Genomic DNA, 12852 nt, shown 5'->3' on the forward strand with positions numbered 1-12852 from the left:
AACCGATCCGTCCAAACAGCTGAAATCCAGAGCCTTGTCATGAGTGAATTGAAGACGATTTCCATCCGCGGCGCGCGCGAGCACAATCTCAAGGGGATCGACCTTGATTTGCCGCGCAACAAGCTGATCGTCATGACGGGCCTGTCCGGTTCCGGCAAGTCGTCGCTGGCTTTCGATACCATCTATGCCGAGGGACAGCGCCGTTATGTGGAGAGCCTTTCGGCCTATGCGCGCCAGTTTCTGGAGATGATGCAGAAGCCGGATGTAGACCAGATCGAGGGTCTGTCACCGGCGATCTCCATCGAGCAGAAAACGACCTCGCGCAACCCGCGTTCGACCGTCGGCACGGTGACGGAAATCTACGACTATATGCGACTTCTCTTCGCGCGTGTCGGCGTTCCCTATTCGCCCGTGACCGGTCTGCCGATCGAGAGCCAGACGGTGAGCCAGATGGTCGACCGCATTCTTGCTTTCGAGGAAGGCACGCGTCTCTACATTCTCGCACCCATCGTGCGTGGTCGTAAGGGCGAGTACAAGAAGGAACTCGCCGAGCTGATGAAGAAGGGCTTCCAGCGCGTCAAGGTGGATGGCCAGTTCTACGAGATTGCCGACGTTCCTGCCCTCGACAAGAAGTACAAGCACGATATCGATGTGGTGGTGGATCGCGCCGTAGTGCGTCCGGACATGGCTGCGCGCCTGGCCGACAGCCTTGAGACCTGCCTGAAGCTCGCGGACGGTCTGGCCGTTGCCGAATTTGCCGACAAGCCGCTGCCTGCGGAAGAAACGTCCGCCGGCGGTTCCGCCAACAAGTCGCTCAACGAAACGCACGAACGCGTGCTGTTTTCGGAAAAATTCGCCTGCCCCGTTTCCGGCTTCACCATTCCGGAGATCGAGCCGCGCCTTTTCTCCTTCAACAATCCTTTCGGTGCCTGCCCGACCTGCGATGGTCTGGGCTCGCAGCAGAAAGTGGATGAGGCACTGATCGTGCCGGAGCCTGCACGCACGCTGAAGGATGGCGCTATTGCGCCGTGGGCCAAGTCCTCCTCGCCCTATTACAACCAGACGCTGGAAGCGCTCGGCAAAGCCTTCGGCTTCAAGCTCTCCAGCCGATGGAGTGACCTGACGGATGCCGCCAAGAAAGCGATCCTGAAAGGCACCGACGAGAAGATCGAGTTCCAGTATCAGGACGGTGCCCGCTCCTACAAGACGGTGAAGAATTTTGAAGGCATCGTGCCCAACCTCGAACGCCGCTGGAAGGAAACGGACAGCGCCTGGGCGCGTGAAGAGATCGAGCGCTACATGTCGGCAGCCCCCTGCCCGGCCTGCGCCGGTTATCGCCTGAAGCCCGAGGCGCTCGCCGTCAAAATCAACACACTGCATATCGGCGAAGTCACGCAGATGTCGATCAAGGTCGCTCGCGACTGGTTCGAAGGCCTGCCGGAAAAGCTGAACGCCAAGCAGAATGAAATCGCCGTTCGCATTCTGAAAGAAATCCGCGAACGTCTGCGCTTCCTCAATGACGTCGGTCTCGATTACCTCAGCCTGTCGCGCAATTCCGGTACGCTGTCGGGCGGTGAAAGCCAACGCATCAGGCTTGCGTCGCAAATCGGCTCCGGCCTGACCGGGGTTCTCTACGTATTGGACGAACCGTCCATCGGCCTGCACCAGCGCGATAATGCTCGCCTGCTGGAAACGCTGAAGCATCTTCGCGATATCGGCAATACCGTCATCGTTGTCGAGCATGACGAGGACGCCATCCTGACGGCGGACTATGTGGTCGATATTGGCCCCGCTGCCGGCATCCATGGTGGCCAGGTCATTGCCGAGGGCACGCCGCAGGAAGTGATGGCCAACCCGAACTCGCTGACGGGCAAGTATCTGTCGGGCGAAATGGGCGTGCCTGTTCCTGCAGAGCGGCGCAAGCCGAAGAAGGGAAAGGAGATCAAGGTCGTTGGCGCGCGTGGAAACAATCTGAAGAACGTCACGGCTTCGGTGCCGCTCGGCGTCTTCACAGCGGTTACCGGCGTATCGGGTGGCGGCAAGTCCACCTTCCTGATCGAAACGCTCTACAAGTCTGCCGCACGCCGCGTCATGGGCGCGCGCGAGATTCCGGCGGAACACGATCGTATCGATGGCTTCGAATTTATCGACAAGGTCATCGACATCGACCAGTCGCCGATCGGTCGTACACCACGTTCCAACCCGGCCACCTATACCGGCGCCTTCACGCCTATTCGTGACTGGTTCGCCGGTCTGCCGGAGGCGAAGGCCCGTGGATACGCACCTGGCCGTTTCTCCTTCAACGTCAAGGGCGGGCGCTGCGAAGCCTGCCAGGGCGATGGCGTGATCAAGATCGAGATGCACTTCCTGCCGGATGTCTATGTCACCTGCGATGTCTGCCACGGCAAGCGCTACAATCGCGAGACGCTGGACGTAACCTTCAAGAGCAAGTCGATTGCTGACGTGTTGGACATGACAGTGGAAGAAGGCGTTGAGTTCTTTGCCGCCGTGCCTGCGGTGCGCGACAAGCTGCAATCGCTTTTCGATGTCGGTCTCGGCTACATCAAGGTCGGCCAGCAGGCCAATACGCTGTCGGGCGGCGAAGCGCAGCGCGTCAAGCTTGCCAAGGAGCTGTCCAAACGCTCGACCGGCCGGACACTTTACATCCTGGATGAACCGACGACTGGCCTGCATTTCCACGATGTGAAGAAGCTGCTGGAAATGCTGCATGAGCTGGTCAATCAGGGCAACTCTGTCGTGGTCATCGAGCACAATCTCGAGGTCATCAAGACGGCCGACTACATCATCGATATCGGTCCGGAAGGCGGCACAGGCGGCGGTGAGGTCGTGGCAGCGGGCACGCCCGAGCAGATCGTCAAGGAAAAGCGCTCCTATACCGGTCAGTTCCTGAAGGAACTGCTGGAGCGCCATCCGGAAAAGAATATTCAGGCGGCGGAGTGATCCGCCCCCTTCATATGGCAATTCGCGTTGATGGGAGAGACGGATGAGCAAGTCGGGAACGATCCGCGCCGGTATCGGCGGCTGGACCTTCGAGCCTTGGGAAGGCACGTTCTATCCTGAGAAGCTCACCAAGAAACGCCAGCTGGAATATGCGAGCTCCAAGTTGAAGGCGATCGAGGTGAACGGCACCTATTATGGCAGCCAGAAACCCGCGACCTTCGCCAAGTGGGCCTCCGAAGTGCCGGATGGTTTCATTTTCTCGCTGAAGGCCAGTCGTTTCGTCACCAACCGCAAGGTTTTGGCCGAGGCAAAGGAATCGATGACGAAGTTCCTGACGCAGGGGCTGACCGAACTTGGCGAGCATCTCGGCCCAATCCTCTGGCAGTTCGCGCCGACGAAGAAATTCGAGCCGGAGGACTTTGCCGCCTTCCTGGCCTTGTTGCCGGAAAAGCAGGACGGGTTGAAGTTGCAGCATGTCGTCGAAGTGCGCAACGACAGCTTCCAGGTACCGGAATTCATCGAGCTATTGGCCAAGCACAATGTCGCTGTGGTCTGCGCCGATCATCACGACTATCCAATGCTGCCGGATGTGACGGCGGATTTCGTCTATTGCCGTCTACAAAAGGGCGAGGACGATATCGAGACCTGCTATCCTGAGAAGGATGTGAAGGCGTGGAGCGAGCGCCTGAAGACCTATGCAGCTGGCGGCGCGCCAGACGATCTTACAATGATCGCGCCCGACCGAAAAGCCGAGAAGACGCCGCGCGATGTTTTCGCCTTCTTCATCACCGGCGGCAAGATCAACGCGCCGAACGGCGCGCAGCTGCTGCAGACCCTCGTCTGAACCTGCCCTGATTATGCGTCGATTGCCGCCGGCGCTCGCTCGAAGTCGATGGCGTCGAAGGCGGCGGCAATGACTTCGCAGCCGGCGCCGGGTTTCGTCGCGTCGCTGGAGAGGATTTGCCGGAAGCGTCGTGCGCCGGGCAACCCCTGAAACAGGCCGACCATATGGCGGGTGACGTGGTTCAGGCGGCCGCCCTTGGCAATATAATCTTCTGCATAGGCCATCATCGCATCGCGCAAGGCGTCTGGATCGAGATCGCGGGACTGCGCGCCATAGATGCGGTGATCCACCTCCGCAAGGATCGAGCTGTTATGATAGGCAGCACGCCCCAGCATGACCCCATCCATATGCTTCAAATGCTCGTCCGCCTGATCGAGATCGGTGATCCCACCATTGATGCCGATGAAGAGATCGGGAAATTCCTGCTTCATGCGATAAGCCAGCTGATAATCCAGCGGCGGCACTTCGCGGTTCTCCTTGGGTGACAGTCCCTGAAGCCATGCCTTGCGGGCGTGGATCCAGACGGCATCCGCCCCTGCGGCAACCATACGTGCGATGAAGTCTGGAAGAACAGCGTCCGGCTCCTGGTCATCCACGCCGATGCGACACTTTACCGTCACAGGCACAGTCGCCACCGCCTTCATCGCTTCGACGCATGCCGCAACTGTCTCAGGCTCGCGCATCAGGCACGCGCCGAAAGTGCCGGACTGAACGCGGTCGGAGGGACAGCCGACATTGAGATTGATCTCGTCATATCCATAGTCCGAGGCAATTTTGATGGCCTCGGCGAGCTTCCCGGGATCGGAGCCGCCAAGTTGCAATGCCACGGGATGTTCTTGAGGGTGATAGTCCAGCAACTTGTCGCGCTTGCCGTGGATGATGGCATCGGCCACGATCATCTCCGTATAGAGAAGCGCATGCTGCGAAAGCTGGCGATGCAGGAAGCGGCAACGCGTATCGGTCCAGTCGATCATCGGCGCGACGGCGAAGACCTTTCCACGCGCGTAATGCGACGCGCCATCCTTGCGTTGAGAAGTCATCGTCATAATCGTTGGCCAATCCTTGATTGCCGCCTCGTCTCCTTCGCGTGACATAGACGTATCGAAGGCTTAGACGATCGGCGTTTCGGGTCCATATAGGGCGGAATGGCTGAGCGATCTACCCGCGTCTTTTCAAATCCGCGATGCACGAACCGGAACCCTCAATGATCGAAGGGGTTTATGAAGCACGGTGTCAGAAAATTTTGGGGAGATCATGATGAGTGAGAAGAGCGACGAGAAGTCTCTCTACTGGAGCATCGTCGGCGCCGACAGCAACACCAATGCGGGTGTTGGCAGGTTGCTCGCGGTCATCGTCGCCCTCATTGTCGTAGGGGGTTGTGTCGTGTGGCTCTTATCCTGACGGCGAATATTGCAGAAAGATTGGACTGGAAATCGCCTTGAAATTGCGGGACAACACCACTCCCAAGAAGGAGTGCCATTATGTCCGCAACAGTGATCCCCGCCCCCCAACCCGTTCTCCTGCCCGTCGAAGGCACGAACGAAACCTTCCCCGTGCGGCGGGTCTATTGCGTTGGGCGCAACTACGCGGACCACGCCATCGAGATGGGCCATGATCCATCCCGCGAGCCTCCCTTCTTCTTCCAGAAGAACCCGGACAACCTGCTGCCCGCCGGCCAAGACTTTCCCTACCCGCCCCTCTCTTCCAACGTTCATTACGAAGTCGAATGTGTTGTCGCACTGAAAAGCGGCGGCTCGAATATCTCGGTAGACGGCGCGCTCGATCACGTCTGGGGCTATGGTGTCGGCATCGACATGACCCGGCGCGACATGCAGGACGGATTGAAGAAGATGGGCCGCTCCTGGGAAGGCGCAAAGGCCTTTGAATTCTCCGCACCGATTTCGCCACTCGTTCCGGCCTCGAAGATCGGACACCCGGACAAGGGTGCGGTGTGGCTGGATGTGAACGGCGCGCGCAAGCAATCCGGCGATCTCGACCAGATGATCTGGAAGACTGCGGAAATCATCGCCGAACTGTCGAAGGTCTTCACGCTGGCCGCTGGCGATGTGATCATGACCGGCACGCCGGCTGGCGTCGGCCCAGTTGTCAAGGGCGACATCATGGAGTGCGGCGTGGATGGCGTCGGCACTTTGACGGTCAAGGTCGTCTGACACCCGAACAGAAATCGGAGATCCGCCTATGCCAGTCTATCGCCTCGGAACGAGAGTGCCCAACCTGCCAGCAGCGGATCGATACTGGATCGCGCCGGATGCCAATGTCATCGGCTCCGTTACCCTGGGTGACGATGTCGGCATCTGGTTCGGCGCGACGTTGCGCGGCGATAACGAGCCAATGACGGTTGGCCGCGGCACGAACATTCAGGAAGGCGTGATGGTGCACAGCGATCCGGGTTTTCCCGCAACGATCGGCAACGACTGCACCATCGGCCACCACGCCATCATCCACGGCTGCACGATCGGCGACAACACCCTGATCGGCATGGGAGCGACAATCCTGAACGGTGCGAAGATCGGCAAAAACTGCCTCGTCGGCGCCAATGCGCTCGTCACCGAGGGGAAGGAGTTCCCCGACAATTCCCTGATCGTCGGTTCCCCTGCCCGCGTCGTCCGCACGCTGGATGAAAAGGCCGCCGAGGGCATCAGAAAGTCAGCAGAAAAATATGTGGCCAACTGGAAGCGCTTTGCCGAAGAACTGGAGCCCGTCTAGGCTGCCCGCCTACCTTCCAGCCTCGTGCTTTTGAGACTAGACTGCACAGGCCTCACAAAGACCACGGATCTCGATCGTCGTCTTTTCGGCCTTGAACTTCTGTCCCTTGACCCAATCGCCAAGGCGATGATCGATCTCGTGATCGTGAAACTCCGTCACCTGGCCGCAGGCGTTGCAGATGGCGAAGGCCACCGTTCCGTGGTGATGGGTGCAGCAATCCGCGCTTGTGTGGGAGCAGGCTACGAAAGCGTTCAGGCTCTCCAACCGGTGGACCAGACCGAACTCGATCAGCTTTTCCAACGCGCGATAAACCTGCAAGGGCGCGCGAAAGCCGCTGTCCCTCAGCTTGTCGAGGATCACATAGGCACTGAGTGGCGCCTGCGAGCGGGACAGCGCGTCGTAGACCAGCGACTGGTTGCGCGTGAGGTTCTTCGCATTCGTATTCATGTTCATCAGTTCACTCCCTGCTCGGCACTGCGCGACCGTCCCGGCACAGGCAAAAGACTCAAGACGAAAAGCAAGACGGCGGCGACGACAATCGACGGGCCGGACGGCGTGTCGTATTGCAGCGATCCCATCAGTCCGCCGATGACGGCGACAGCACCGATGAGCGACGCCAGCACCGCCATGATTTCCGGTGTCGACGAAAAGCGTCTGGCCGTTGCTGCTGGAATGATCAGCAGCGATGTGATCAGCATGATGCCGACGATCTTCATGGCGATGGCAATGACGAGCGCCATCAGCAGCATGAAGAGAAGCTTCGAACGTTCCGGCCGCAGTCCTTCCGCCTCAGCCAGCTCGGCATTGACCGTGGAGGCCAGAAGCGGCTTCCAAAGATAGACGATCGCCAGGAGCACAAGGATTCCGCCACCCCAGACCATCTGAATATCGGTGACCGAGACGGCAAGAATATCGCCGAAGAGAAAGGCGACAAGATCGATCCGCACCCATGTCATGAAGGCAACGATGACGAGACCAAAGGCAAGTGCGGAATGCGACAGGATACCCAGCAGCGCATCCGCCGACAGAGCTTGACGCCGTTGCAGCAAGAGCAACAGCAGAGACACCGCCGCGGCAACGAGAAAGACGCTGACGATCAGGTTCAATTGAAACAGCAGCGAGAGCGCCACACCCAAGAGCGCGGAATGGGCCATCGTATCGCCGAAATAGGCCATGCGCCGCCAGACCACGAAGCAGCCAAGCGGCCCGGCGGTCAGCGCGACGCCGACGCCTGCAAAGATGGCGCGGATGAAGAAGTCGTCAAACATGCTTCACTCCGGGCGCATGGGTCGTGTCATCAGAGCGATGATCGTGGTGATGGCCGCAGCCGCAGGCATCTTCTTGTTCATCATGGGAATGATTATGAGCGTGGACGTGATCATGGGTGTGATCATGCTCATGATGATGCCCGTCATCGGGATGGCAATGGTCCGTCACCGAGCCGTCGGAATGCATGACGCGTCCATCCGGCAGATGCGTGTGATCATGGTGGTGGCTATAGACTGCCAGCCCCTTGGCAGCCGCACCGCCAAAGAGGCGCATATATTCCGGGCTCTGGCTCACGGCCTGCGGCGTCCCACGGCAGCAGACATGGCCATTCAGGCAAATGACCGTATCGGTCTCCGCCATCACAACGTGCAGATCGTGGGAGATCAGGAGAATGCCGCAGCCGGTGGAATTGCGGATGGTCTTGATAAGATCATAAAGCGCAATCTCTCCGGAAAAATCCACACCCTGAACCGGCTCATCCAGAACAAGCAGATCGGGCTTGCGGGCAATCGCACGCGCCAGAAGCGCACGCTGGAACTCTCCACCGGAAAGATGCTGGACCTCGGCCTTGGCGAGATGCGCGATGCCGGTGGCATTCAACGCCGCGTCAATTTCACGTGGCGGCAGGGCTCCGGTCAGCGTCATCAGCCGCCAGACGGTCAAAGGCATCGTCCAGTCGACGGAAAGCTTTTGCGGCACATAGCCAACCTTCAGGCCAGCCAAACGCTCGACCTTTCCTTCATCCGGCTTCATCACGCCGATCGCCATCTTGGCACTCGTGGACTTGCCAGAGCCATTCGGTCCAATCAGCGTCACGATCTCACCGCGACGGACGGAAAAGTCGACGCCGCGTACCAGCCAACGCCCGCTCCGTCTCACGCCTGCACTGGACAGGGAGACGAGATTTCCGTTGTTTTTGGCCGGAGAATGAAGCATGGGATTTTCCGATTGCGGCTGTTGCACATGGCTATGGCATACGTTATAGCGTTACGCAACTTATGTAATAACATTACACTTCGATACAAGTGGAGCATACCCTATGAAGTCACTCGCCGCCCTCCTCCTCGCCTCTGCCGCCATGATCGGCGCCTCCAATGCCATGGCCGCGCCGAATGTCGTTGTGTCTATCAAGCCGATCCACTCGCTAGTGGCAGCCATCATGGAGGGCGTCGCAGTGCCGCAGGTCATCGTCGATGGCGGTGCATCACCCCACACCTACAGCCTCAAGCCGTCCAATGCCAAAGCGCTCGAAAATGCAGATGTTGTGTTTTGGGTCGGTGACGGACTGGAAAAGTTTCTGGAAAAGCCGCTGGAATCGCTGGCCGGAAAGGCAACAGTCGTCGAACTGGACGACGCGCCTGGCATCGAAAAGCTGAGTTTCCGCGAAGGCGGCCCCTTCGAAGCCCATGACCATGGCGACCATGAAGGTCATGACCATGCGGAGGCCGAGGGCCATAACCATGCTCACGAGGGCGACGATAAGCACGATCACGAGGGTCATGATCATGCGCATGAAGGCGAAAAAGGTCACGACCACGCACATGAGGGTGAGCACGCGCATGCCCATGAGGACGGACACGACCACGGCGAATACGACATGCATCTTTGGCTGGATCCTGCCAATGCAAGGGCCATGGCGACGGAAATCGAAAAGACGCTGATGACCGCCGATCCGGCCAATGCCAAGACCTATCAGGAAAACACCAAGAAGCTGGTCGACAATCTCGACGCGCTCGACAAGGAGCTTGAGGCAACCGTCGCGCCGATCAAGGACAAGCCCTTCATCGTTTTCCATGATGCCTACCAGTATTTCGAACACCGTTACGGTGTGAAGACGGCAGGCTCCATCACCGTCAGCCCTGAAAACATGCCGGGTGCCGACCGCATCAAGCAGATCCAGGCCAAGGTCAAGGAACTCAACGCGACCTGCGTATTTGCTGAACCGCAATTCGAGCCGAAGCTGGTCAACGTCGTAATCGAAGGCACAAACGCCAAATCCGGTACGCTTGATCCGGAGGCCGGCACGCTGGAAGCGGGACCCGATCTCTATTTCAAGCTGATGCGCGGCATCGCCAATTCGCTGAAGAACTGCCTGTCCTGATCTGACGGGAGACAAAGGGCGGCACGGACCGCCCTTCTTTCGGACCATCTATGTAATGTTATAACAAATGAGGTTGTGATATGAAAAAGAAGCTGCCTGTTACAGTTCTGTCCGGCTTTCTCGGAGCCGGCAAAACCACCCTTCTCAATCATATTCTCGGTAATCGCGAGGGACTGCGGGTCGCGGTGATCGTCAACGATATGAGCGAGGTCAACATCGATGCGGCTCTTATTCGCGATGGCGGAGCGAACCTGTCCCGAACGCAGGAGCAGCTGGTCGACATGACCAATGGCTGCATCTGTTGCACGCTGAGAGACGACCTCCTGAACGAGGTCAGGCAATTGGCAGAGCAGGATCGTTTCGATTACCTGCTGATCGAGTCCACCGGCATTGCCGAACCGCTGCCCGTTGCGGCCACATTCGACTTCCGGGACGACAAGGGTGACAGCCTGTCGGATGTCGCGCAGCTTGATACCATGGTCACCGTGGTCGATTGCGCCAATCTGCTGAAGGACTACGGCTCGGCTGACTTTCTGGCGGATCGCGGCGAAACGGCGGGCCAAGGTGACGATCGGACGCTCGTCGATCTCCTGGTCGAACAAATCGAATTTGCCAATGTCGTGGTGCTGAACAAGGTCTCGGCCGCGAGCCCCGCAGAGCTTGATGCTGCCCGCAAGATCGTCGTCGGCCTCAATCCCGACGCACGTCTTGTCGAGGCCGATTTCGGACAAGTCGATTCAGCGGAGATACTCGGCACCGGCCTTTTCGATTTTGCCAAGGCGGAAACGCATCCGCTCTGGTTCAAGGAGTTGCATGGCTTCAAGGACCACATACCGGAAACGGAAGAATACGGCATCCGCTCCTTCGTTTATCGGGCAAAGAGGCCCTTCGACCCCGCCCGCTTCCATGCCTTCATCAACCGCGACTGGCCGGGCGTCATCCGCGCCAAGGGCTTCTTCTGGCTGGCTACGCGGCCCAACCATGTTGGCGAAATCAGCCAGGCGGGCGCCTTGGTGAAAACCGGCAAGATGGGGCTCTGGTGGTCCTCCGTGCCAAAAACACGTTGGCCGGATGATCCGAGCTTCGAGAAGATGCTGGCACCTTACATGGACACTATCTGGGGAGACAGGCGACAAGAGATCGTCTTCATCGGCGCAGACCCCATGAGCGAGGCAGCACTTCGCCATGAACTCGATGCCTGCCTCGTCAATGCCAAAAGCTTTACGCCGGATGCCTGGCAGACCCTGAACGATCCATTCCCCGATTGGAACAGACAGGCAGCCTGACCCTGCAAAAGAAAGCGGGCGCTCGATGCGCCCGCTTTCCTGTTCATTGGTTACCGCGCTGCGGCGAGGCCGATGATCAGGCCGCTGACGGCATTGATCAACAGGAATTGGTTGTCGACGCGCACCCAGCGCTCATTGCGGCGCGGTTCTCTGAGGTGATAGCGGCGATATTCACGACGGTCGACGAAGTGACGTCGCTCGGCCGGCGTCAAACGCTGACCGCGGTCCCAGCGGTGCTTCTTGATGATCACCTTCTTGGTCGTGACAGTCCGTTCGTGAACCCCACGGCGGTCATGCCCGTAGTCATGGCGACCCTGCGCCTGGGCCATCGGCGCTGCGAGAATTGTCGCAGCCAGAAAAACGGTGACGAGCTTTTTCATGGGTGTTTCCTTTCCTGTTATGATGGGATGACCCTACCGCGCCGAGGATGAATGGAAACTGAAGCATGAAATTACAATATCGTAATGTTGACTAGAACTTAGAGGAAGAAATTAAAGTTCACAATCTCTAATGTGACGAGCAAGTCGACGGTGGCCGCTCGGACTAGAATGCCCGAGCGGTGCTCTTGCCTTACTTTTTCAGTTCGGCAGATTTGGCCCAGAGGTTGATATCCGCATCTCGTGCATAGCGATCGATTTCGGCCAGTTCGTCCGCGGTGAAGTCCGGCTTCTCAAGAGCCTTCACGCAATCTTCCACCTGTTCAGGCCGGCTTGCGCCGATCAGTGCAGAGGTGATGTGACCGCCGCGCAGCACCCAGGCAATCGCCATCTGCGCCAGCGTCTGTCTACGCCTTTCGGCGATGGCATTCAGCCCACGTATGTTCTCGATGTTGCGATCATTGAGGAAGGCGGGGTTGAGCGACTTGTTCTGGCTGGCGCGGCTCGCATCCGGCACGCCGTTAAGATACTTCGTCGTCAGCATGCCCTGTGCCAGCGGAGAAAAGACGATGGAGCCGATGCCGAGTTCCTCCAGCGTATCGACTAGGCCGTCCTCCTCGATCCAGCGGTTGATCATCGAATAGCTCGGCTGATGGATGATGCAGGGCGTACCGAGATCTTTCAGGATCGCCGCAGCCTCACGGGTGCGCTGCGAATTATACGACGAGATGCCGACATAGAGCGCCCTGCCCGACCGCACGATGTGATCGAGCGCGCCGCAGGTCTCTTCCAGTGGCGTGTCCGGATCGAAGCGGTGGGAATAGAAGATATCGACATAGTCGAGACCCATGCGCTTCAGGCTCTGGTCGCAGGACGAGATCAGATATTTGCGGCTACCCCATTCGCCATAAGGACCGGGCCACATATTGTAGCCCGCCTTGGAGGAGATGATCAGCTCATCACGATAACCGGCAAAATCGGTTTTGAGGATTTCGCCGAAGGCGCTCTCGGCGCTGCCTGGAGGCGGACCGTAATTGTTCGCAAGATCGAAATGGGTGATGCCGAGATCGAAGGCTTTGCGGCAAATCTCCTGCTTCGTCTTGTGGGAGAAATCGTTGCCGAAATTGTGCCAGAGGCCGAGCGATATGGCCGGAAGCTTCAGGCCGGTGCGGCCGCAATGATTGTACTTCATGGATGCGTAGCGGTTTTCAGCCGGTTGCCAGGCCATGGTTTTCCTCCCTTGTATGGAATTGCTTATCCGCCGCGGAGGCGGCGGATCGTGGTGCA

13 protein-coding genes are annotated in these 12852 nt (G+C 58.7%); 7 read left to right on the plus strand and 6 right to left on the minus strand.

Going from position 1 to position 12852, the window contains the following annotated elements:
* The first annotated feature begins 39 nt into the window (after positions 1-39).
* Together uvrA and PVA19_RS10940 are read left to right on the plus strand one after the other, a co-directional pair.
* Positions 40-2961 (plus strand): excinuclease ABC subunit UvrA, encoded by a 2922-nt coding sequence (gene uvrA / locus PVA19_RS10935; protein ID WP_062598439.1) that lies wholly within the window; start codon positions 40-42, stop codon positions 2959-2961.
* 43 nt (positions 2962-3004) lie between these two features.
* Positions 3005-3805: a DUF72 domain-containing protein gene (locus PVA19_RS10940; RefSeq protein ID WP_274102436.1), complete on the plus strand. Its 801-nt coding sequence runs from the start codon at positions 3005-3007 to the stop codon at positions 3803-3805.
* 11 nt (positions 3806-3816) lie between these two features.
* Here PVA19_RS10940 and dusA read toward each other — a convergent pair whose 3' ends face one another.
* A complete protein-coding gene (gene dusA / locus PVA19_RS10945; protein ID WP_274102437.1) occupies positions 3817-4845 on the minus strand; it encodes a tRNA dihydrouridine(20/20a) synthase DusA in 1029 nt (342 codons plus the stop codon).
* 217 nt (positions 4846-5062) lie between these two features.
* Here dusA and PVA19_RS10950 point away from each other — a divergent pair, with 217 nt between their 5' ends.
* The 3 genes from PVA19_RS10950 to PVA19_RS10960 all read left to right on the plus strand — a co-directional run bounded on the left by PVA19_RS10950 (position 5063) and on the right by PVA19_RS10960 (position 6532).
* The gene (locus PVA19_RS10950) at positions 5063-5206 is read left to right on the plus strand and encodes a hypothetical protein (RefSeq protein WP_162727935.1); all 144 of its coding nucleotides are present in this window, start codon (positions 5063-5065) and stop codon (positions 5204-5206) included.
* 80 nt (positions 5207-5286) lie between these two features.
* Entirely contained in the window at positions 5287-5976 is a 690-nt protein-coding gene (locus PVA19_RS10955; protein WP_274102438.1) for a fumarylacetoacetate hydrolase family protein, read from the plus strand.
* Between the two features lie 28 nt (positions 5977-6004).
* Complete coding sequence (locus PVA19_RS10960; protein WP_274102439.1) at positions 6005-6532, plus strand: gamma carbonic anhydrase family protein; 528 nt, start codon at positions 6005-6007, stop codon at positions 6530-6532.
* A 36-nt stretch (positions 6533-6568) separates the two neighbouring features.
* Here the strand turns inward: PVA19_RS10960 and zur are convergent, their stop codons facing one another.
* From zur to PVA19_RS10975, 3 genes are read right to left on the minus strand one after another with little or no spacing between them, the layout of a single operon-like run.
* Complete coding sequence (gene zur / locus PVA19_RS10965) at positions 6569-6979, minus strand: zinc uptake transcriptional repressor Zur (protein WP_440598712.1); 411 nt, start codon at positions 6977-6979, stop codon at positions 6569-6571.
* A 5-nt stretch (positions 6980-6984) separates the two neighbouring features.
* Positions 6985-7800, minus strand: coding sequence for a zinc ABC transporter permease subunit ZnuB (znuB, locus tag PVA19_RS10970; RefSeq protein ID WP_062427390.1), 816 nt, complete (start codon positions 7798-7800; stop codon positions 6985-6987).
* The gene (locus PVA19_RS10975; protein WP_274102440.1) at positions 7793-8737 is read right to left on the minus strand and encodes an ATP-binding cassette domain-containing protein; all 945 of its coding nucleotides are present in this window, start codon (positions 8735-8737) and stop codon (positions 7793-7795) included. The genes znuB and PVA19_RS10975 overlap by 8 nt, the downstream gene beginning before the upstream one ends.
* A gap of 103 nt (positions 8738-8840) precedes the next feature.
* Here PVA19_RS10975 and PVA19_RS10980 point away from each other — a divergent pair, with 103 nt between their 5' ends.
* Together PVA19_RS10980 and PVA19_RS10985 are read left to right on the plus strand one after the other, a co-directional pair.
* Positions 8841-9902: a zinc ABC transporter substrate-binding protein gene (locus tag PVA19_RS10980; protein ID WP_274102441.1), complete on the plus strand. Its 1062-nt coding sequence runs from the start codon at positions 8841-8843 to the stop codon at positions 9900-9902.
* Positions 9903-9982: 80 nt separating this feature from the next.
* A complete protein-coding gene (locus PVA19_RS10985; RefSeq protein WP_274102442.1) occupies positions 9983-11188 on the plus strand; it encodes a GTP-binding protein in 1206 nt (401 codons plus the stop codon).
* Between the two features lie 50 nt (positions 11189-11238).
* Here the strand turns inward: PVA19_RS10985 and PVA19_RS10990 are convergent, their stop codons facing one another.
* Positions 11239-11568, minus strand: a complete 330-nt coding sequence (locus tag PVA19_RS10990; protein WP_062427394.1) for an RcnB family protein — start codon at positions 11566-11568, stop codon at positions 11239-11241.
* Positions 11569-11758: 190 nt separating this feature from the next.
* Complete coding sequence (gene mgrA / locus PVA19_RS10995) at positions 11759-12793, minus strand: L-glyceraldehyde 3-phosphate reductase (protein WP_274102443.1); 1035 nt, start codon at positions 12791-12793, stop codon at positions 11759-11761.
* Between the last annotated feature and the right edge of the window lie 59 nt (positions 12794-12852).

Origin of the sequence: Agrobacterium sp. CNPSo 3708, assembly GCF_028674915.1 — a bacterium.
GTDB classification, from domain to species: Bacteria; Pseudomonadota; Alphaproteobacteria; order Rhizobiales; family Rhizobiaceae; genus Agrobacterium; species Agrobacterium cavarae.